This is a genomic window from Paraburkholderia sp. GAS334 (assembly GCF_050436625.1).
Taxonomy (GTDB): domain Bacteria; phylum Pseudomonadota; class Gammaproteobacteria; order Burkholderiales; family Burkholderiaceae; genus Paraburkholderia.
This window is the reverse complement of the sequence record NZ_JBNDMO010000003.1, coordinates 25,644-47,634: the sequence shown is the minus strand read 5'-3', so window position 1 is coordinate 47,634 and position 21,991 is coordinate 25,644. Positions and strand designations below refer to the sequence as shown.

Sequence of the window (21,991 nt, the reverse complement as noted above, 5' to 3'; positions counted from 1 at the left end):
CGAAATGAACATCTCCCATTTCTGCATCGACCGTCCGATCTTTGCAACGGTCATTTCGATCGTCATCACGCTCGGCGGTGCGGTGGCGATGGTCAATCTGCCGATTGCCCAATACCCGGACGTGACGCCGCCGCAGATCACGATTTCCGCGACCTATCCAGGCGCCAGCGCGGACGTGGTCGCGAACAATGTCGCCGCGCCGATCGAGCAACAGGTCAACGGCGCGGATAACATGATCTACATGAACTCATCGAGTTCATCGACCGGCAACCTGACCGTCAACGGGTACTTTCAGATCGGAACCAACCCCGAACTCGCGCAGGTCGACGTGCAGAACCGCGTGAATCTCGCGTTGCCACAGCTGCCGCAGTCGGTTCAGGCGCAGGGGATTCAGGTTCAGAAAAAGTCGTCGGCGTTCATGATGGTCATCTCGATCTATTCGCCGTCTGACCGCTACGACGCGACCTACATCGCCAACTACGCCAATATCTATGTGCTTGACGCACTCAAGCGCATTCCGGGCGCGAACCAGTCGGCGATCTTCGGCACGCCCGACTACGCGATGCGGATCTGGCTGAAGCCTGATCGAATGGCTCAACTCGGCGTCACGGCCAGTGACGTGCAGCACGCGGTCGCCAACCAGAACCAGCAGTTCGCAGTGGGCCGCATCGGCCAGTCACCGACCGGCTCGCCTGTCGAGCAGTCGTTCGCCGTCACGACCACCGGCCGGTTGAGCGACCCTGCCGAGTTCGACAACATCATCATCCGTGCAGCCAATGGCGATGCAGCGATCGTGCGGCTCAAGGACATAGGCCACGCCGATCTCGGTCAGAAAGATTATTCGATTCGCAGCCGCTTTCAGGGCAAGCCAGCCACGATCATCGCTGTCTACCAGCAGCCCGGTGCGAACGCGCTCGACGTGTCGAAACAGGTGCGCGCGACGCTTGCCGAGATGAAGAAGACCTTTCCAGAAGGTCTTGAATACAGCATTGCGATGGACACAACCGAGTTCACGCGCGCGTCGATTTCGGATGTGATCCACACCTTCTTCGAAGCACTGGTGCTGGTGGTGATTGTCGTGTTCGTGTTCCTGCAAAGCCTGCGCGCGACACTGATTCCGGTGCTCGCGGTGCCGGTATCGATTGTCGGCACGTTCATGGGGATGCTCGCGCTCGGCTTCTCGATCAACATGCTGACCTTGTTCGGGATGGTGCTCGCGATCGGTATTGTGGTGGACGACGCGATCGTCGTGATCGAGAACGTCGAGCGGAACATGAACGTGCACAAGCTGAGTCCGAAGGATGCAGCCAAGCGCGCAATGGACGAAGTCGCGGGCCCGGTCGTCGCGATCGTGCTGGTGCTGTGTGCAGTCTTCGTACCGGTGGCGTTTCTCGCGGGTATCACGGGTCAGTTGTACAAGCAGTTCGCGATCACGATCGCGATCTCGGTGGTGTTATCCGGTCTGGTGGCATTGACGCTTTCACCGGCGCTTGCCGCATTGCTGCTCAAGCCCGGGCACCATGAAAAGCGCGGTTTCTTCAAATGGTTCGACAACAGCTTCGCAAAAATGACCGACGGTTACACGCGCGCGGTCAAACTGGTCATCAAACGTTTCGCAGTGGCGTTGCTGCTCTTTGTCGGGATGATCGCGCTGGCGGTCGTCATGATGCGCTCGATTCCCACGTCGTTTCTGCCGCCGGAAGACCAGGGATATCTGCTTGGCGCAATCATCATGCCTGATGCGGCGAGTCTCGATCGCACAGGCGATGTCTCGCGGAAGGTCACCGACTACTTCATGAAGCAGGATGCGGTGAGTAGCGTGACGATCGTCGATGGCTACAGTCTGCTTGACAGCCAGAACAAGAACAACGCGAGCACGTTCTTCATCGGCTTCAAGAGCTTCGATGAGCGCTACAAATTCGCCAACATCAGGACGCAGAACGCACGGGCCGTGCTGATCGACGCGTATAAGCACTTCGCCGATGTGCAAGAGGGGATCATCCTGCCGGTCAATCCGCCGTCCATTCCCGGGCTCGGTACGACAGGCGGCACCGAGATGTGGATTCAGAGCATGGGCGACGCGACCACCGCGCAGCTCGCAGGGGTCGTGGACGATTTCCTCGCAAAGGCGAAAAAGCGACCTGAACTTGCGCGCGTGACGTCTACGTTCAATGCATCGGCGCAGCAGCTTCTTGTCAATGTCGATCGGGACAAGTCGGAGACGCTTGGCGTGCCGATCGAAGAAGTGTATAGCGCGATGCAGACGATGTTCGGCTCGCTTTACGTATCGCAGTTCAATCGTTCGAGCCGGCTGTGGCAGGTGATCCTGCAGGCGGAACCGTCCTACAGGTTGACGCCACAGGATCTCAACCAGATATACGTGCGCAGCAAGACGGGCAGCATGGTGCCGTTGAAATCCGTGGTGACATCAAAGTACGTCACGGGCCCCGACCTCATGACGCGCTTCAACAACTTTCCAGCAGTCAAGATCACGGCCAACGGTGCGCCAGGCTATAGCTCCGGTCAGGTCATCTCGACGCTCGAGGAAGTGGCCGACGAAGTGATGCCGTCGGGCTATGGCCTCGGGTGGAGCGGCGAGGCTTACGAGGCGCGGCAGGCCGGCGGCACGTCGGGGCTCGTGTTCGTATTCGGTCTCATCATGGTCTTCCTGATTCTCGCCGCGCAATACGAGAAATGGAGCCTGCCGTTTGGTGTGTTGATGGCCGTGCCGTTCGCGCTCTTTGGCGCCTTGCTCGCGATCATGCTGCGGGGCCTCGAAAACGACGTGTACTTCCAGATCGGCCTGACGATGCTGGTCGCGCTCGCGGCGAAGAACGCGATCCTGATCTTCGAGTTCGCGGTGCTGAACCGCGAAGCGGGAGAGTCGGTGTACGACGCAGCCGTGACGGCGGCGTCCGAGCGTCTGCGGCCGATCGTGATGACGTCGCTCGCCTTTATCCTCGGTTGCGTGCCGCTGGCGATTGCGCTGGGCGCATCCGCCAACAGCCGGCATTCGATCGGCACGGGCGTGATCGGCGGGATGCTCGGCGCGACGGCGATCGCGGTGTTCTTCATCCCGATGTTCTTCTACGTGCTCGAATCGATGTCGGAACGCAGCGGCAAGAAGAAGACGCCCGGCTCGAGCGGCGGAGCGGCGGGCGTGTCGGCCGTCAAACCGTCTGCCCCGCGCGAGGATGACTGACATGCGCGGCTCAGCGTCCCTGTTGCGTCTGCTCCCTGTCCTGCTGCTATCGGGGTTCGGGCTGTCCGGCTGTCTGTTCGGTCCGGACTACGTGCGGCCCACCGTGCCCACGCCGGCGACTTATCGCTTCGAGCCGGGCGAGACGGCGGAAGTGGCCAATGCATTGTGGTGGGAGCAGTTCCAGGATCCGGTGCTCAACGACCTGATTGCCGCCGCGCTCGCCGACAACAAGGACGTGAAAATCGCCGCAGCGCGCGTCGACCAGTTTATGGGGCAGTTCGTCACGACGCGCTCGGCGTTGTTTCCGCAGATCAGCGCCGGTTTCAGCGCTTCCCGTCAGCGTGCAGCGGTGGCGGGTCTGTCAACGCTGCCGCCCGGCGTCAGCCCTGTGTTCAACGAGTTCCAGGCGCCACTGCAGGTGGCGTGGGAAATCGATCTCTTCGGCAAGGTACGGCGTCAGACGGAATCGGCGCGCGCGAGTCTGCTGGCGAGCGAAGAGGGGCGGCGCGCGACGATCCTCTCGCTGGTGGCATCGGTTGCGTCCGCGTATATCAATCTGCGTGATCTCGACCAGCAACTCACAATCGCGAAGGCAACCACCGACAGCCGCGCCGGCTCGGTGAAGGTGTTCCAGGCGCGCTTTTCTGGCGGCGACGTGTCGCAGATGGAACTCGCGCAAAGCCAGTCGGAATACGAGGCTTCTCTCGCGACGATTCCGCAGATCGAGACGCAGATCGCGCAGCAGGAAGACGCGCTGTCGGTGCTGCTCGGTCGCAATCCTGGCCCGATCCTGCGTGGCCGCGAACTGACGGAACTGGCCGTGCCGGCGGTGCCGGTGGGCTTGCCGTCCGATCTGCTCGAACGCCGCCCCGACCTGCGTCAGGCCGAGCAGAACCTGATTGCCGCCAACGCGCTGATCGGCGCCGCACGTGCACTGTACTTTCCGGATATTTCGCTGACGGGTCTGTTTGGCACCGCGAGCGGTCAGTTCTCGAAGCTCTTCACGGGGCCGTCGCGCGTCTGGTCGTTCGCCGGATCGTTGACGGTGCCGATCTTTACCGCGGGCAGCATCAGCGGCCAGGTGAGCCAGGCCGAAGCGCAGCAGCAACAGGCGCTGTTTCAATATCAGCAGTCGATCCAGACAGCGTTCCAGGAAGTCGACGACGCACTGATCGCGCTCCAGAAGTCGCGCGAGCAACTCGTCGTGCAGGGACGTCAGGTGGAAGCGTTGAAGACCTATTCGCGGCTCGCACGTCTGCGCTATGAAGGCGGTTATACAAGCTACATCGAAGTGCTGGATGCCGAGCGCAGCCTCTTCAATGCGCAGCTCAGCTACACGCAGACCAACGGCCTCGTATTCAGTTCGCTGATCGGTCTTTACAAGGCGATGGGCGGCGGCTGGGTGGTCGATGCCGAGCGCATGACGGGCCAGGTCATGCAGCAAGGCGCCAATGCGCCCGCGACGAAGCAGGCCGCCGCGGAGCCATCGCAATGAGCGCCGAGCGACTTCTCGCCTGCCACGAATGCGATCTGCTGCAACGTGAGGCACCGTTGACAGGCGAAGGCGTGCTGCGGTGCTGTCGATGTGGTGCGGAACTGTACCGCAGCCATCCGGACAGCCTCGATCGTGCGCTTGCCTACACGCTCACGTCGATCGTGCTGTTCGTGATCGGTAACGCGTATCCGATCGTCGGGTTATCGGTTAATGGCGACCTCGTCGAGACAACCCTGCTGGGTGCGGTTCGCGTGCTGTACAGGGACGGCATGTGGCCTATCGCAGGGCTCGTGTTCGCGACGACATTCCTCATGCCGCTGCTTCAGATGAGCACCATGACGTACATGATGGTGCCGCTGCGACTTAACCGTGTGCCGTATCGGGCCGACGTCGTCTTTCGTCTCATGCATCTGGCACGGCCGTGGGGTATGACGGAGGTGCTCATCCTCGGCATGCTGGTCGCGCTCGTGAAGCTCGCGCACATCGCGAGTGTCGTGCCGGGAGTTGCGCTCTGGTCGTTCGGCGCGCTCATGCTGCTGCTCGCGGCTGCCAGTTCCGCATTCGATCCGCATGAGCTCTGGCAGCGCATGGGCGACCGCTTCAGCGGCGAGCCGGATCCAGAGCAACTCGCGACACCCTCCGCACCCACGGCAATGGCAAGCGGTCTGATGACCTGCCACAGTTGCGGGTTGTTGACGAAATCCGATGCGCATGTACACGACGCGAGTTGTCCACGTTGCGGTGCCAATCTGCATCCCCGCAAACCGGCAAGTTACGCGCGCACCTGGGCGTTCCTCATCGCCGCAATGGTGCTGTATATCCCGGCAAACGTGCTGCCGATCATGAATACCAGCTCGCTGTTCGGCGCGGAGAAGGACACGATCCTGAGCGGCGTCGTTTACCTGTGGACTTCGGGTTCGTGGCCGCTTGCCGTCATCGTGTTTATCGCGAGCATCGCTGTGCCGATGCTCAAGATCATGGCGATCTTGTATCTGGTCATCACGACGCAGCGACGCTCAGTCATGCTGCTGCAGCAGAGAACCCGCATCTATCGTCTCGTGGAACTCGTCGGGCGCTGGTCGATGCTCGATATCTACGTCATCACCATCCTTGTCGCACTCGTTCAGTTCGATGCGCTCGCAACCATCCAGGCCGGTCCGGCCGCCGTTGCGTTCGGTGCAGTCGTGGTACTGACGATGTTCGCGGCCATGTCGTTCGATCCGCGTCTTATCTGGGACGCGACGGAGCCCAATCATGGCTAGACCGCCTGGTCGACCGGGGTCACCGGATGTCCCCGAAGCCGTCGCCACGCCGCGCTCGCGCTGGCGCTTTCAGGTCGTGTGGCTGGTGCCGCTGATCGCGGTGCTCATCGGCGGCTGGCTGGCGGTGAAGACAATCCTGGAGCAGGGACCGACGGTCACGATCAGCTTCGAGACGGGCGAAGGGCTTGATGCGGGCAAGACCAAGATCAAGTTCAAGAACGTCGACATCGGCGTGGTCAAACATGTCACGTTATCGGGCGATCACCGCCGCGTGATTGCCACCGCTGACATTTCCAAGGACGCCACCGGGCTGCTGGTGGACGACACGCGTTTCTGGGTGGTGCGTCCGCGTATCTCCGGCGGTACCGTGTCGGGCATCGGCACCTTGCTCTCCGGCTCTTTCATCGGCATGGACGTGGGAGCGTCGACAAAGTCGCGGCGCGACTACACCGGCCTCGAGACGCCCCCTGTTTTTGCAAGCGGGGTGCCGGGTCGTGAGTTCGTGCTGAAAGGCCCGGACATGGGCTCGCTCGATGTCGGCTCGCCGATTTATTACAGGCGGCTGCAGGTGGGTCAGGTGACCTCGTACCAGCTCGATCCGAACGGGAAGGGCGTGACGATGCATGTCTTTGTCAACGCCCCCTATGAAAAATACGTGAAGGCGGATACGCGATTCTGGCACGCGAGCGGCGTCGACGTGTCGCTAGATACGAGCGGGATCAAGGTCAATACGGAATCGCTGGTGGCTATCCTGATCGGCGGACTCGCGTTCCAGACGCCCGAGGAAACGGAAGATAGTCCTGAAGCCGCCGCGAGCACCGAGTTTTCGCTATTCCGCGATCGTGCCGAGGCGATGAAGCAGCACGATCGCATCGTCGACCACTATGTGCTCGTTTTCAGGGAGTCCGTGCGAGGTCTGTCAGTCGGCGCGCCGGTCGATTTTCTCGGCATCGCGGTCGGCGAAGTAGCGAAGATCAATACACGGTTTGATCCTGTCACCAAGCAGTTCAGCATACCGGTCGAGATACGGCTTTTCCCGGAACGTTTCACTTCGCGCTTCGAGAAGGGCGAAGCCGGAGCCGGAACCGGAGGCAGAATCACCAACGATCGCCAGGACCTTGCGAAAGCGCTGGTGGACCATGGTTTGCGTGCCCAGTTGCGCACCGGAAACCTGCTCACCGGGCAACTCTATGTTGCACTCGACTTTTTCCCGAATGCGGCTAAGGCGGCCGTGGACTGGACTACTAATCCGCCCGAGATGCCGACCATACCGGGAGGCCTGCAGTCACTGCAGGATTCGGTGACCAGTCTCGTCGCGAAGCTAAACAAGATTCCGTTCGAAGGGATCGGCAAGAACGCACAACAGACACTGGCCGACGCGGACACGCTCCTCAAGCAACTGAGCACCGAGGTCATGCCGCAGGCTAAGGAGACGCTAGCCGCTGCGCAGACGGCGCTGAAGTCGGCCAATGGCGCGATACAGCCCGATTCACCGCTGGCGCAGAACACCAATGACGCCATGCGCGAACTGGCGCGCACAGCGGCTGCTTTCCGCACGCTCGCGGACTATCTGGAACGCCATCCAGAGGCGCTGATTCGCGGCAAGCTGGAGGATAAAAAGTGATACGCCTATCTTTATCCCTTGTCATCACGCTAGCCGTCGTCGCGCTGGCGGGTTGTGCCAGCTCGCCCAAGGCGGACTTCTACACATTGAGCCAGCAGGCGTCAGGCGATAGCGGACGTCCCGTCGCGCCGCTCACGGTTCTGGTTGGACAGGTGAGCATCCCCGAGCTTGTGGACCGGCCGCAGATCGTGACGCGCGCTGGCGAAAATCACGTGACGATCGATGAATTCGCGCGTTGGGCGGACCCGCTGAAGAGCCAGATTCCGCGTGTGGTCGCCGCCGATCTTTCACAACTGTTGAACAGCCCGCGTGTGTCCGTCACGCCAATGAGTGGAGATCCGACGTGGCGCGTGCGGCTCGACGTCCAGCGCTTTGACGCCGACATCGGCGAGGCCGCGACGGTCGATGTCTTGTGGTCGGTGTTGCCGCCGGGGAAAGCGTCGCCGATAACGGGGCGTACCACCGTGCGCGAGCCTGCCACCGGCGCTGGCTACGATCCGCTGGTGTCAGCCTGGAGCAGGGGACTGGCCACGGTTAGTCGCGATATTGCCAGCGCTATCCGTCCGGCGTCGCCCTGACGCGTGGCCGTGCCGGCGAAACGGAAAGCGCATTGCGTCGACGAGGAAGTCGCATGGCAAAGCTGCTGATCGATGTGGTCATTTTTCTTGTGTCGGCGCTGATCGCTGTGCCGCTGTCGATACGTTTAGGCTTCGGCTCCGTGCTGGGCTACCTGGTGGCCGGCGTGATGATTGGCCCGTGGGTGCTGAAGCTCGTGACCGACGTCGACTCGATCCTGCATTTTTCCGAACTGGGCATCGTGTTGATGATGTTCGTGATCGGACTGGAAATGCGGGTCGACACGCTCTGGGCGATGCGCAGGACGATCTTCGGTTACGGCGCGATGCAGATGGCGCTCTGTGCTGCTGTGATGACAGCGATCTTTCTGGTCTACGGGACACCCTGGCGTATCGCATTGACCGGCGGACTCGCACTCGCGCTGTCGTCGACGGCCATGGTGATCGCCGAACTTCAGGCCCGCGGCATGATGGACAAGCCGGCAGGCCGCGCCGGCTTCGGCATTCTTCTGTTCCAGGATATGGCGGCGATTCCGCTGATCGCGCTCCTTCCGCTGCTCGGACCCGGAGGCGCCACACCCGCGACGGAGCCGGGCTGGCTCGTCGCGGTGAAGGCGCTCGCCATGCTGGGCGCGGTGGTGCTGGTCGGCCGCTACCTGCTGCATCTTGCGCTGCGTTTGATCTCCGCGACCCGTGCGCCGGAGATATTCACAGCGTTTGCGCTGCTCTGGGTGGTGGGCATAGCGCTACTCATGGAGAGCGTCCATCTGTCGATGTCGTTAGGCGCCTTTGTCGCGGGCGTGCTGCTCGCCGATTCGGAGTTTCGCCACGCGATCGAAGTCGATATGGCGCCGTTCAAAGGCTTGCTGCTGGGTCTGTTCTTTATCGCGGTGGGGATGTCGATCGATTTTGGCGTGTTGATGCGTGAGCCTCTACGGGTCGCGGTGCTGGTGATGGCCGTGGTCGGCATCAAGGCGATCGCGCAGTGGTTTCTCGCCCCCCGATTTGACGTGCCGGCTTCGGAGCGTGCGTACTTTGCGATTCTGCTCTCGCAGGGCGGCGAGTTTGCCTTCGTCGTGTTGGCCGCTTCACTGGCCGCGCGGGTGATCGATGAACGCCTGTCGTCACTGGTGACGCTGGTCGTCGCGCTTTCGATGGTATCGACGCCGCTGCTATTGCTGGCGCAGCGCCGGTTTGGGCAGCCCCGCGAATTGCTGCCTGAAAAGTGAGGTGTTTGCGCCGTCGCGAATGGAATGCGCAGCACCGTCGTTTGTCGAGTGTTAAGGGGTCGTGAGCCATGCAACGAATCGTTCCGGTATTGATCGGTTTTCCGATCTTGTGGCTGGCATGTGCGGCAATGGCCGCGCAGCCGATCATCTATCCCGCACGTGGACAAAGCCCGCAACGACAGCAGACCGATACGGCAGAGTGCAATGCATGGGCGCAGCAGACCACTGGTGTGAATCCTGTCGCGCTGGCGGAGCAGATGTCGAGCGCCCCGCCGCCGCCGTCGCAGCAGGGGCGGCTATTCCGCGGCGCGGGAGGTGGCGCGTTGTTTGGCACGCTGATCGGCGGCGCTGCCGGCGGTCACTGGGGCGAAGGTGCAGCGATTGGTGCGGTCGTTGGCACGATGGGAAGTGGCATGCGGATGCGGCGCGAACAGGAGATGCAGGCTTCGCAGCAGCAAGGCATGCAGCAGCAGGTGTCGGGCCAGCTTTCGACATATAACCGCGCGGTGGCGGCATGCATGACCGGGCGCGGCTACACAGTCGAATAGCAGTCACACGGCCGCCGTGTGTGTGAAAAGTCCGCTCGCCGCTGCACAACAGGGAAAAGGAGCAGTCATGCTGAAGACATTACGGGCAACCGCGCTTGCGGTCCTTGTTTGCTCCACGCCTTTGTGGGCGCTCGGCGCGGACTTCGACGGCACCAAGCCGCTCTTGTGCGCCACCATCGATGCGCACTTCTGCGAGCCCGGCGATATCTGCTATCGAACGTTGCCGGGCGTATTAGGCGCACCGCAGTTCATGCGCATCAATTTCGCAAAGAAGCTTATCGCGGGGCCGCAGCGCACGACGGAGATCCGCTATATGGAGCCGGCTGAAGGGCAACTGCTCCTTCAGGGCACGGAACTGGGCTACGGCTGGAGCATCGCGCTGGACATGAAGACCGGCGCGATGTCGACAACGCTTGTCAGCAACGAAAACGTGTTTATTCTGTTCGGCGCCTGCACGCCGTCCTGATTTGCGTGGCTGTTGGGGCTGAGAGCGTTATCGGTTTCGATCACTTCACTCGACAGGAGAGTCGCCAGACCCGTCAGCCGCGACGTGAAGTGACACCAGGCGTGCAAGCACGATAGCTGGATAGAGCTGGCCTATGAGTGCTTCGAGAATCGAGAGCGACCGCGCTGCATGAGCGATCGGTGTGATATCGCCATAACCCACGGTGGTGAGCGTGACAAAGCTGAAGTACACCCATGTCGCACGATCCGGTCGGGCGTCGACCTGGTGAATGCCGGCGTACGCATCGGGGATGTGGATGCCGACGAGTTGATAGGCTTCTGCCCAGACCACTCCGATCAACACGTAAAGCGCAATCGCGCCGAGGATCCGGTCGAATGTCACCCGTCCTGGCGCAAACACGTTAATCCCGATCACCGCACCCAGGACGCCCTGCGCGAGGAGTGCCGTTTCGTCACGCAGACCGGGCGTCCACGCGGGCGGGAGAAACCATCCCGTGCCGAGAAACAGGATCGCAACGCCCGCGACCAGCGCGACGATCACGCGTTGCCCGCGATGGTTCGATACTGCCGCGATCCCACTCAGGAGCGTCAGCGATAAAAGCACGTCTCGCGCGACGCGCGTGATGGCACTGTCGTGAGCGAACGCGAAGGGCACGACAAACACGTTTAGCCCAAGCGCAAGGAGCAGACCTGCCATGCTGTCGATGCGTAGCTGCGCTGCGCGGTTACGCCACCATTGCGCGAATGCCATGGTCGCTCCTGTCGTTTTCGATCCGGGCGCTTACCGACCTTGCCGATCTATCCGTCGGGCGGTCTCGCATGCCATTGAACATTGGGACCGGGTGTGCGTCGCACACCTGCTCGCGCGTGTTACCGACGGAAGCCGCCACCGCCCCTCGCGCCTCCACCGCTTGCAACCCGGGTGCCGCCCGATTGCGCGTAGCGCTGGCTCTGTGCGGCGCCCTGCTGCCGTCCCTGCATGTCCCGGTTCAGGTCGCCGTAGGAGGGCTGCGTGCTTTGCCGGCTGGCTCCGCCGGCGGGTGTTTGCGGCTGGGTCGCGGGCCTCGTGGCAGTCGTCGATGGTGCCGTACGCTGCTGATAGCTCTGCGCGTTTTGCCCGGGGTTGCCTGCATTGGCGGTCTGCGTCCCCGCGGGCCGCTGTTGCTGGTATGTCTGGGCGCTTTGCTGGGTGTTCGGCGTTCTGGCCGGCTGTGTCCCGGCGGAGCGCTGCTGCTGATAGTTCTGGGCGTTCTGCTGGGTAGCGCCGGCGTTTGCCGTGCCGGGCGTACGCGGCGATTGCGAAGGTGACGTCTTTTGTTGCGACGACTGCGGTGTCGGCTTGTTCACGTTGGACCAGGAGCCGTTGTCGTATTTCTGCCAGCCTGAGCCGGTGTTCTTGTACACGTTGCCATCGCGACCGGCGTACAGGTCACCGCCCGCGGTCTTGCCGGCGATGGCCTTGCCATTGGCCGTGCTACTTGCGACCGCCTTGCCCCCCGCCGAATTCTGGTACCTGCCCACCGTGCCATTAGCGGTTGTCGTGTGCTGGGTTGCCGCCCACTGGTTTCCCTTCGTCACAACCGAACTGCCCCACTGACCATACGCGTTCGATCCCTGACGGGTGGCCGCATACGCGCCGGTATAGGGGTTGTAGGCCTGCGCGACAGTCGCGCTGCCGTATCGTCCGGATGCCGTCGCACCGCGTGCATAGGTGCCCGTATAGGGGTTGTAGGACGCGCCCCATTGCGCGCTGCCGGCCGGCCCGTAGACACCGCCGCGCACACCGCTTGCCCCCGTATAGGGGTTATAGGTTCGATATCCATACGGCATGGGTCGTGGGTAGTAGACCGGATACGGCCCGCGGCCTATGGCGACATAAGGCGGATAGTAATAGCCGTTACCTTGAGCAACGATCGCGCCGATGGCCGCGCCCGCGATAAATACGCCGAGATAGCCTGCGGTATAGCTGGACTGGACATATCCGCCGGGCACGACCTGCTGGGTCACATAGGTGACGTTGTAGACGGGCGAGGACACCGGGATCGTATAAATCACGGGGGGCACGACGGTTGTCGTTTGCCAGGGGCCAGCGGGCGACGGCGAGTCGAACCATACGCCCTGTGAGCACAGGTAGTAGCGGTTCTGCACCTGGATGACCTTGTCAGGCGTGTTGGTTGCGTAGGACATCGGCGTACCCGGAATGGGCGCAAATTCAGGGTCGCCGCTGTAGGCGACCTTGACCGCAGCGGCGGCCGCGGTCGGATTCACTTCGACTGTCGTCGGAATCTGTGCGAGCAGCACGGCGTCCTTCGCTTCTGGCGTGCCCGGTACCGAAGCGAGGACGCGCGAGGCGGGGCTGGCATGGGGAATCTTCGCGAAATCGGGCGGGAGGTGGTCGGTCGCGTACGTCCATGGGCCATTTGGGCTGGGTGATGAAAACCATCGGCCCGCAGTCAGGTAGTAGTACGTTTTGGTCGGCGTATGGACAAACACATCGCTTTGCGTATTCGTCGCGAATACCAGCCCGGTGCCGGGGATCGCCGCATAGACCGGCTGGCCATCGAAGACAATCAGATCGGCGGGCGTGCTGCTGAAAAACACAGCGGGTGGCTTCCCTGCGTTTTTCGAGGACGGTGGAATATAAGGTTTCAGATCAGTCCAGGTCGGATCGGCGGAAACCTTCGTCATCTTCGGCGGGAGTGTTTTTGTTTGAGCCCAGCCGGTTTTCATGTCAGTCGATGTCATCCATGACTGGCCCGTGAACAAATAGTACTGGTGCAGAGCGGGGTCGACGAACAGCGGCCAGCTCGAGTTGACGACGAATTGCAGATCTGAATTCTGGATCGGCGCCAGCACGGGTTCACCGTCTACAAACAGCAGCACCGCCGGCCCGAAACTCACGAAGATCGCCGGCGGGTCGCTCTTGATGGCCGCGACCGGCGACGTATCCTTTTTATCGACGCTTGCCGCGAGGCGGTCCATCGAGATCGTCAGCGACGCCTGCGGGTTGAGGAATTTTCGAACCAGTTGATCGAGCTTCTGACTGGTCGGCGGGTCGGTGTCGGGGAACGCAGTGCTGATGATTTGCGGTGCACTCAACAGGACGTTCCGGCTGTCGATATCCACGTCGGTGTGCATCTGGAACGCGATTACGCCAACCTGCGGTTTGCCGCCGTGCTGGGTCACGCTGATCGCCATCCGGCCGGTGAGTTCCTTGAAGTCTTTCCAGTCGTCGATCTGTGGCTGGTAATAGACGACACGAGCGTCGTCCTTCGTCAGTTCGCGTGGCCAGCCGGGGTCTTGAGTGGCGGCAAGGCCTGTCTGCATCAACGGGAATGCCAGTGCCAGCGCCAATGCACGGATGGGAAGCTTCGATGTCGCCATGTTTGCTCCAGGCCGGTCTCAGACGTTTTCGGCGCGCAACCGGAGCGATGGACAAAGGCAGATTTGCGGACCCGGACTACGGATCCTGGCGGCCCGGTCGCAGTCGTCGTCAGTCATGCCCACCAGAACAGTAGGTTCATCACAGCGCGTATTCAATTGGACCTTGGTCTAATCGCGTGTGCTGCGCCGCGATCGTGCGGCCGCTGGTCGGGCGTTGCCAGAGGGAAAGACATGCAAACGCCCAGACGCACGCGAGCCGGGTGAATTCAGGGCGTTCGTGAACTATGCTCAATGTTAGTTAGACCCTGAATATCCAGTCCCTGGATCCTCTATTCTTACGACGGCGCGGACATGCTAAATAATCTGCTCAGGTTTTCCTTCATTGCGATGCTTGTCAGTTTCTGCGGGTTGGCGGCGGGTCAAGCGGAGGACGTGAACTCGCCTGACGGCATGATCAGAATGGTCACGCAGCAGGTGCTCACCGAGATCAAATCCGACAAGGAGATTCAGGCGGGCAACCTGACTCGCATTACCGAACTCGTCAACCAGAAGATTCTTCCCTACATCGACTTCAACCGCACGACGCGTCTGGTCATGGGCCGCTACTGGGCCTCGGCGACGCCGCAGCAACAGCAGCAGATCACCGAGCAGTTCAAACTGCTGCTGATCCATACCTATTCAGGGGCACTCGCGCAAGTACGCGACCAGCAGATGACCTATCAGCCGTTCCGCTCGTCGCCCACTGATACGGACGTGATTGTGCGTTCTTCGGTCGTCAATAACGACAAGACAATTGAACTCGACTATCGCCTGTACAAGACGCCGAATGGATGGCGCGTGTATGACCTCAACATACTCGGTGTATGGCTTATTCAGGTGTACAAGCAGCAGTTCGCTGACCAGATCGCACAGCACGGCGTGGATGGTCTGCTTGACTTCCTGACGCAGCGAAACCAGCAGATCACGACGGGTGGGTAGGCGAGGGCCGCGTGACCTGAACGTTGGGCTTCCTGCCTGCGTGCGAATAGATAAAAGACGTGTGATTCGCGCCGGATCATTCCTCTACGGCCTCTGTCACACCGGGCTGACAGATCGCTCTCCCAGCTGGAGAAGAACATCGTGAACCTCGACACGCCGGAAACGCTGATGGCCGCTTCCCTCGTTCTTCTCATCGGGCGGCAGATCCTCGCACGGGCAGCGATACTGCGGGCTTACAGCATCCCCGAGCCGGTTGTCGGCGGGCTGCTCGTCGCCGTGCTGGTGTTTGCGCTGCGCACGATTTTGCAAATCGACGTGCGTTTCGATACGGCAATCCAGACGCCGCTGATGCTCACTTTCTTCGCGACCATCGGTCTTAACGCCGATCTCGCAGGGCTCAAAGCGGGCGGACGTACCCTGATCGTCTTTCTCGGCGTCGTGGTCGGCCTGCTTGTGATGCAGGATGCACTCGGTCTCGGTCTCGCCTGGGCGCTGGGGCAGGATTACCTGCTCGGTCTGCTCGGCGCGTCGGTAACGCTCTCCGGCGGTCATGGCACGGGTGCAGCGTGGGCCAAGGTTTTCTCGGAGCGTCACGGGCTCGCATCCGCGACGGAGATTGCGATTGCGTGTGCCACGTTCGGCCTGATCCTTGGAGGCCTGATCGGCGGCCCGGTTGCGCGCTTCCTGATCACACGCTATTCCCTTACCCCCAAACCGGAAGTCTCTGAGGTCGTGGACACGACCGGTTTCGAGCAACCCAAGGCTGTCCGGATGATCACGGCGGACGCCGTGATCGAAACAGTGGCGCTGATTGCCGTTTGCCTCGCTGTCGGCTCGGCCATCGCGTCGCGGCTGGCGGGCACAGCGTTCGAACTACCGTCGTTCGTGTGCGTACTGTTCGTCGGCGTCGTGCTGCGCAATGGCCTGGCCGTACCCGGCTGGTATCAGGTCCTCGAGCGCGAAGTGTCACTGCTCGGCAATGTCAGCCTGGGGCTCTTTCTCGGGATCGCGCTGATGAGCCTGCGCCTCGGGGACCTGGCTTCGCTTGCACTGCCGCTTCTGGCAATTCTCGTCGTGCAGGCGATCGCGATGGCTGTCTACTCCATTTTTGTCACGTTCCGGGTCATGGGGCGCGGCTATGACGCGGCAGTACTGGCCGCCGGGCACTGTGGGTTCGGCCTCGGGGCCACGCCGACTGCGATCGCCAACATGCAGGCTATTACAGGCCGCTTTGGCCCTTCGCACATCGCCTTCCTGGTGGTGCCGATGGTGGGCGCGTTCTTTATCGACATTGCAAACGCGATCGTCATCAAGTTGTTCCTGCTGCTGCCCATTTACGGGTGAAGCGCATCGGTCGCCGGGGCGGCCCTCGCTATCGGTGACGATCTTCGTGCGCGCTCAGGCGAACGCGTTTTCGTGCAGTTCGAACGCGGCGAACGTGTCCTCGTAGAGCAGGACCGCAGTACACGATGGACGATGGACGACGGGCCGGCTCGCCCATGACTGTCTCCCTGGTTCACGCGCAGCAGACGCCACCGAACCAGCGTCAACCACACCGAAAGCTAAACGAATAAAACAACAGGCTTTTAGCAAGCGACGCGCCGCGAAACGATAACACTGGAATGGTCCAATTCGCGCTGTTTCAAGTGGTATGTCGCAACCGCTACATTTCAAACAACAACGCCAGCGTCCTCCATGCGCAACTGACGGGAGCGCTGAACTGCGAACCTGGAGCCCCGAGAAATGTTCCGTAGAGCCCTTTTACCCATTCCGTTTGCGGCGCTGATGCTTGCGCTGTCCGCGTGCGGAAGCAGCAACGACAACAAGTCTGCATCGACGCCTGCGCCGGTCGTCGCTGTGTCGGCGCAGGACGCAGCTGCGACGGCCACGCCGATCAAGCATCTGGTGGTGATCTTCGGTGAGAACCGTTCGTTCGATCACTACTTCGCGACTTACCCGAACGCGATCAACCCGGCCGGCGAACCTGCGTTCAACCCATCAGCCAGCACGCCGACGTCGATCAACGGACTGACCCCGGCCCTCCTGACGTCGAACCCGAACAAGACGGCAGCCGGTAACGGCGCGAACGCGTCTAACCCGTTCCGTCTCGATCGCACGCAGGCCAACACCGAAGGCCAGAACCACGCATACACGGCTGAACAGCAGGCCTACGACAACGGCCAGATGGACCTGTTCCCGGAATTCACGGGTAACAACACGGTCAGCAGCACGGGCGTATTCGGCACGCCGGGTCTCGTGATGGGCTACTACGACGGCAACACCGTCACGGCCATGTGGAACTACGCACAGAACTTCGCGATGAACACCAACACCTACACGGACACGTTCGGTCCGTCGACGCCGGGTGCGATTCACGTGGTCTCCGGTCAGACGAACGGTGTGATCCCGAGCGGCGGCGTCGCGGTGGCAGGCAGCATGATCTCCGACGGGCAGGGCGGCTTCACGATCACGGGCGATCCGGATCCGACGGGCGATATCTGCTCGGGCGCGACGACTGGCAAGATGTCGGCGGCGAACAAGAATATCGGCGACCTGCTGAGCGCGAAGGGCCTGACATGGGGCGGCTTCATGGGCGGCTTCGACCTGACGGCAACGAATCCGAACGGCACGACGGGCTGCACGCGCACGACGTTCTCGTCGGTGCTCGCTTCGTCGCCGAAGGATTACAGCCCGCACCACAACTGGTTCCAGTATTTCCCGACGACGGCCAACCCGGCGCACACGCGTCCGACTTCGCTCGCCACGGTCGGTTTCACCGATCCGCTCGACAGCACGGCGACGCCGGTTCACCACGAATACGACGTCAACGATTTCTTCGCAGCGGTGAAGTCGGGCAACTATCCGTCGGTGAGCTACCTGAAGGCGCCGGCTGTGCAGGATGGTCACCCGGGCAATTCGGATCCGCTCGACGAACAGGCGTTCTACACGAAGGTCATCAACTTCCTGCAGCAACAGCCGGACTGGAAGAACACGGCCGTCATCCTGACGTATGACGATTCGGACGGCTGGTACGACCACCGTTATGCAGCACCGACGACGGCTTCATTCGACGCCGCCGACCAGCTGAACGGCGCCGCGACGTGCGGCACGGCGGGCACGACGCCGCAGGGCCTCAGCCCGGCTGGTCTCGCGATCAACGGCCGTTGCGGCCCGGGCACGCGTATCCCGTTCGTCGTGGTGTCGCCGTATGCGAGGGTCAATTTCGTGGATGACACGCGCCTCACGCAATCGTCGGTCGTGCGCTTCATCGAGGACAACTGGCTCGGCGGTCAACGCCTTGGCGGCGGTTCGAACGATGCAGCAGCGGGCAGCATCATGGGCCTGTTCGACTTCACGAACGGCGGCAGCACGCCGACGCTGTATCTCGACCAGAACCTGGGCACAAAGCTCTCGGCTCCGCCGCAGATCTAGGCCTCAGTTCGTTGCAGTCGTGACCCGTGTCGAGCCAGCTTCATGCTGGCTCGACACGTTTGTTCGTGTTCCGCGTTCTTCATCGCTATCGCCATGACCCTTCGTACGAATGTCGCGCTTCCGCCGCCGATGCCGGCCGGCAAAAAACCCGATCCTCGCGCTGCCCGTCGCGCGTTCACACGTGTGCTCGCGTGGGTCATACCTGGCGTCGTGATCGCCCTTGCCGCCGTTGCCGGCTACGCGCTCGTGTATCCCGAGCGCATGCCGGAGGCCGTGGGCCAGTTCGTCGAAGACCTCACCGGTGCGAATGCGCATCCGGTCCATCTTGTGCGGCCCGACGCAGCGCCGCTCAGCGCTGTCGCGCTGCTTGGACGCGAACTGTTCAATGACCCGTCGCTGTCGGCGTCGGGCAAGCAGTCGTGCGCGTCGTGTCACAGCGCGCAACACGCGTATGGGCCGCCGAATGACCTGTCGGTGCAGCTCGGCGGTCCGCATCTGACGGACGCCGGCTATCGGCCGCCGCCGTCGCTCACGTACCTGTATCGTCAGGCGCCGTTCAGCATCGGGCCGGACGCAGGCGATGTCGACGTCGCCGTGAATCTCGATCAGGCTGCCGCGGCCGCACAGGGCGTGCAGCGCGCGGTGAAGACCGCGGGCGCGGCGCCTGCAGCGCCTGCGATGGTGCCGCAAGGCGGTTTGTTCTGGGATGGCCGCGCGGATTCGCTGCAACGCCAGGCGATCGGGCCGCTGTTGAACCCGGTCGAAATGGCCAATAAGAACGTTGGCGAAGTGGTGCAGAAACTCTCGACCAGCAAGTACCGCGATGCGTTCAGCAAACTGTTCGGCAATGCGGTGTTCGATCATCCGGATCTGCTCGCGTCGGAAGCGATGTTCGCGATCGGCCGCTACCAGGTCGAAGACCCGTCGTTCCACGCGTTCAGCAGCAAGTATGACTACTGGCTCGAAGGACGCGCGCATCTGACGCAAGCCGAATTGCGCGGTTTGCATCTGTTCAACGACAAGGACAAGGCGAACTGCGCGGGCTGTCACGTGAGCCAGGTGAGCCGCGACGGCCTGCCGCCGCTCTTCACCGACCAGCAGTACGAAGCGCTCGGCGTGCCACGCAACAACGCGCTGCCGGTCAACAGGGATCCGAAGTTCTATGACATGGGCGTATGCGGCCCGTTCCGGCACGACATCGCGACGCAGACGCAGTACTGCGGCATGTTCCTCACGCCGACACTGCGTAATGCCGCTTCACGTCACGTGTTCTTTCACAACGGTGTCTATCACGACCTGAAGCAGGTCATGAACTTCTACAACCTGCGCAACACGAGCCCGGAGAAGATCTATCCGCGCGACGCGTCGGGCAAGGTCATGAAGTACGACGATATCCCCGCGAAATATCAGGCGAATATCGACGTGGCCGACGCGCCGTTCGACCGCAAGGCCGGCGACCCGCCCGCGATGACCGACAGCGAAATCGACGACATCATCGCGTTCATGAAGACGCTCGACGACGGCTACAAGGTGGACGGTCACTGACAGCAGTGGGCCGGCGCCGACCAGCAAGAAGGGGAAGCCTGGCCCGCCCCAACGGTTTCGGGCGTCGAAATCAGCGCGGGTCGCTCAGGTCATCGAAGCAAGACCAAGCACGGCGTCGCGCTTTTCCAGCAAGTGGTGGCGCAAGATGGCGGCAAGACGCTTGCCGTCGCGCGCGTCGAGTGCCTCGAGCATTTCCTCATGATCGTGAATCGCACGATCCCACTTCGGAATCTGGAAGTTGGACCGAAACCGGAGTGCCTGCAGGCGACGATTCACCGAGATGTACATCTGCCGCAGTGCCGAGTTGCGCGCCGCCTCGTTGATTTTGTCGTGAATCGCCTGATTGCGACTGTAGTACCCGGCGAGGTCATTCTGCGCGCGGCACGCGAGCATCGCGTAGTGCAGCGCCTTGATCTCCGCGATCTCCGCCGCAGTGATGCGCTCGGCCGCAAGTTCGCCCGAGAACGCCTCCAGCCCGCTCATCAACTCGAAGGTCTCGCGCAACTCCGCTTCGGACATCTTCGACACCGATGCACCCCGGTTCGGGGAAATCTCGATCAATCCTTCCGCGGCCAGCACTTTCAACGCTTCGCGTAAAGGCGTACGCGAGATGCCGAGCGTTTCGCACAGTTCCCGCTCATTGAGCTTCTTCCCGGGCTCCAGAACGCCCTCGACGATGAACCGCCGCAGGTGATCCACCACGGTGTCGTGCAGACGCTGGCGCTCGACTTTAGGCATGACGGAGCCCAGCCGTTTCTCACTCTCGAAGTTCAGTTCTTGCATACAAAATGTTCCTGATTCCTTTCTTGCATAGTAGCGCGGATCGAAATCCCAATAAAAGAGCAGGGTAAACACGGATCGAATTGGACTTGGAGTGCCTCGATTCATTCGCGTATAGTTTTTTGAATGCAAAATACAATCGGAGAGGCACAATGATCAAACTGGACTTTCATCCTGCTGGCCGACATTTCCTGCAGATCCCGGGACCGAGCCCGGTGCCCGATCGCATCCTGCGCGCGATGAGCTACCCAACCATCGATCATCGGGGGCCGGAGTTCGGCGCACTCGGTCTGAAGGTGCTCGATGGCATCAGGAAGATCTTCAAGACGCAGCAACCGGTGGTGATCTATCCCGCGTCAGGCACAGGCGCCTGGGAAGCTGCGCTCTCCAATACGCTGAGCCCGGGCGACGCCGTATTGATGTTCGAGACCGGCCATTTCGCCACCCTCTGGAAAAAGATGGCGGAAAGCCTCAGCCTCAAGCCGGAGTTTCTTGGCTTGCCGGGCATCGAGGGATGGCGGCGCGGTGTGCAGCCGCACATGATCGAGGCGCGCCTGCGCGCCGACACGCAGCACACGATCAAGGCGGTGTGCGTCGTGCACAACGAGACGTCGACGGGCGTGACATCGGACATTGCCGCCGTGCGCCGGGCCATCGATGCAGCGGGTCACCCCGCGCTTCTTCTCGTCGATACGATCTCGGGTCTTGCGAGCGCCGACTATCGGCACGACGAATGGGGCGTGGACGTGACAGTGTCGGGTTCGCAGAAGGGTTTGATGCTGCCGCCCGGCATCAGCTTCAACGCGGTATCGCAGAAGGCCCTTGCCGCGAGCGCGACCGCGAAGCTGCCGCGCAGTTTCTGGGCGTGGGACGAAATCATCGAGATGAACAAGACCGGCTACTGGCCGTACACGCCGAACACGAATCTGCTGTATGGCCTGTCCGAAGCGCTCGACATGATTCTCGACGAAGGGCTCGACAACGTGTTCGCACGTCACAAACGTCTCGCCGAAGCGTGCCGGCGCGCGGTCCGCGCGTGGGGACTCGAGATCCAGTGTGACGACCCTTCCGTGTACAGCCCGGTGCTTACCGGCGTCATGACGCCGGAAGGCATCGATGCCGATGCAGTGCGCAAGGTGATCTACGAGCACTTCGACATGTCGCTCGGAACCGGGCTCGGCAAGATGAAAGGACGCATGTTTCGCATCGGACACCTTGGCGATTGCAACGACCTCACGCTGATGGCGACGCTCGCCGGTTGCGAGATGGGGCTGCAACTCGCGGGCGTCCCGCTCGCGGCGAGCGGGTTGCCGGACGCGATGGCCTGGCTGACGTCACAGGCCAAAGGCGCGGCGTCGCTCAAGGCCGCGGCCTGACCCAGCCCGGCGGTCCGCGTGACCGCCTGGCCGTCACGCCCAGCCGGGCACGAACGAATCACGCGAATCACGCACAGAGCCCATCCGCGCCAGCGC

16 protein-coding genes are annotated in these 21,991 nt (G+C 62.1%); 13 read left to right on the top strand and 3 right to left on the bottom strand.

Annotated elements, in window-relative coordinates:
- Positions 1–4 precede the first annotated feature (4 nt).
- The 8 genes from P3T21_RS07070 to P3T21_RS07035 all read left to right on the top strand — a co-directional run bounded on the left by P3T21_RS07070 (position 5) and on the right by P3T21_RS07035 (position 10,401).
- Positions 5–3,202, top strand: a complete 3,198-nt coding sequence (locus tag P3T21_RS07070; RefSeq protein ID WP_429255218.1) for an efflux RND transporter permease subunit — start codon at positions 5–7, stop codon at positions 3,200–3,202.
- A gap of 1 nt (position 3,203) precedes the next feature.
- Entirely contained in the window at positions 3,204–4,697 is a 1,494-nt protein-coding gene (locus P3T21_RS07065) for an efflux transporter outer membrane subunit (protein ID WP_429255217.1), read from the top strand.
- Positions 4,694–5,959, top strand: a complete 1,266-nt coding sequence (locus P3T21_RS07060) for a paraquat-inducible protein A (protein ID WP_429255216.1) — start codon at positions 4,694–4,696, stop codon at positions 5,957–5,959. Before P3T21_RS07065 ends, P3T21_RS07060 begins: the two co-directional genes overlap by 4 nt.
- The gene (locus tag P3T21_RS07055) at positions 5,952–7,583 is read left to right on the top strand and encodes an intermembrane transport protein PqiB (RefSeq protein ID WP_429255215.1); all 1,632 of its coding nucleotides are present in this window, start codon (positions 5,952–5,954) and stop codon (positions 7,581–7,583) included. Before P3T21_RS07060 ends, P3T21_RS07055 begins: the two co-directional genes overlap by 8 nt.
- On the top strand, positions 7,580–8,161 hold the full coding sequence (locus P3T21_RS07050; protein WP_429255214.1) for a PqiC family protein: 582 nt from the start codon (positions 7,580–7,582) through the stop codon (positions 8,159–8,161). Before P3T21_RS07055 ends, P3T21_RS07050 begins: the two co-directional genes overlap by 4 nt.
- Before the next feature lie 53 nt (positions 8,162–8,214).
- Complete coding sequence (locus P3T21_RS07045) at positions 8,215–9,387, top strand: monovalent cation:proton antiporter-2 (CPA2) family protein (RefSeq protein WP_429255213.1); 1,173 nt, start codon at positions 8,215–8,217, stop codon at positions 9,385–9,387.
- A 68-nt stretch (positions 9,388–9,455) separates the two neighbouring features.
- Complete coding sequence (locus tag P3T21_RS07040; protein WP_429255212.1) at positions 9,456–9,935, top strand: glycine zipper family protein; 480 nt, start codon at positions 9,456–9,458, stop codon at positions 9,933–9,935.
- A 67-nt stretch (positions 9,936–10,002) separates the two neighbouring features.
- On the top strand, positions 10,003–10,401 hold the full coding sequence (locus tag P3T21_RS07035) for a hypothetical protein (protein ID WP_429255211.1): 399 nt from the start codon (positions 10,003–10,005) through the stop codon (positions 10,399–10,401).
- A 45-nt stretch (positions 10,402–10,446) separates the two neighbouring features.
- Here the strand turns inward: P3T21_RS07035 and P3T21_RS07030 are convergent, their stop codons facing one another.
- Both P3T21_RS07030 and P3T21_RS07025 read right to left on the bottom strand, forming a co-directional pair.
- Positions 10,447–11,151, bottom strand: a complete 705-nt coding sequence (locus P3T21_RS07030) for a potassium channel family protein (RefSeq protein WP_429255210.1) — start codon at positions 11,149–11,151, stop codon at positions 10,447–10,449.
- A 119-nt stretch (positions 11,152–11,270) separates the two neighbouring features.
- Complete coding sequence (locus P3T21_RS07025) at positions 11,271–13,784, bottom strand: hypothetical protein (protein WP_429255209.1); 2,514 nt, start codon at positions 13,782–13,784, stop codon at positions 11,271–11,273.
- Between the two features lie 351 nt (positions 13,785–14,135).
- On the opposite strand from P3T21_RS07025, the gene P3T21_RS07020 reads away from it, so the two are divergent.
- The 4 genes from P3T21_RS07020 to P3T21_RS07005 all read left to right on the top strand — a co-directional run bounded on the left by P3T21_RS07020 (position 14,136) and on the right by P3T21_RS07005 (position 19,739).
- Positions 14,136–14,762, top strand: a complete 627-nt coding sequence (locus P3T21_RS07020) for an MlaC/ttg2D family ABC transporter substrate-binding protein (RefSeq protein WP_429255208.1) — start codon at positions 14,136–14,138, stop codon at positions 14,760–14,762.
- Positions 14,763–14,900: 138 nt separating this feature from the next.
- Positions 14,901–16,106 (top strand): sodium/glutamate symporter, encoded by a 1,206-nt coding sequence (gene gltS, locus P3T21_RS07015; protein ID WP_429255561.1) that lies wholly within the window; start codon positions 14,901–14,903, stop codon positions 16,104–16,106.
- 399 nt (positions 16,107–16,505) lie between these two features.
- Entirely contained in the window at positions 16,506–18,194 is a 1,689-nt protein-coding gene (locus tag P3T21_RS07010) for a phospholipase C (protein ID WP_429255207.1), read from the top strand.
- 93 nt (positions 18,195–18,287) lie between these two features.
- Positions 18,288–19,739 (top strand): cytochrome-c peroxidase, encoded by a 1,452-nt coding sequence (locus tag P3T21_RS07005; protein WP_429255206.1) that lies wholly within the window; start codon positions 18,288–18,290, stop codon positions 19,737–19,739.
- Between the two features lie 84 nt (positions 19,740–19,823).
- Here P3T21_RS07005 and P3T21_RS07000 read toward each other — a convergent pair whose 3' ends face one another.
- Positions 19,824–20,522 carry a GntR family transcriptional regulator gene (locus tag P3T21_RS07000; RefSeq protein WP_429255205.1) on the bottom strand — a complete coding sequence of 233 codons (699 nt, stop codon included), beginning with the start codon at positions 20,520–20,522 and terminating at the stop codon, positions 19,824–19,826.
- Between the two features lie 149 nt (positions 20,523–20,671).
- On the opposite strand from P3T21_RS07000, the gene P3T21_RS06995 reads away from it, so the two are divergent.
- Positions 20,672–21,895, top strand: coding sequence for a pyridoxal-phosphate-dependent aminotransferase family protein (locus P3T21_RS06995; protein WP_429255204.1), 1,224 nt, complete (start codon positions 20,672–20,674; stop codon positions 21,893–21,895).
- The last annotated feature ends 96 nt before the right edge of the window (positions 21,896–21,991 follow it).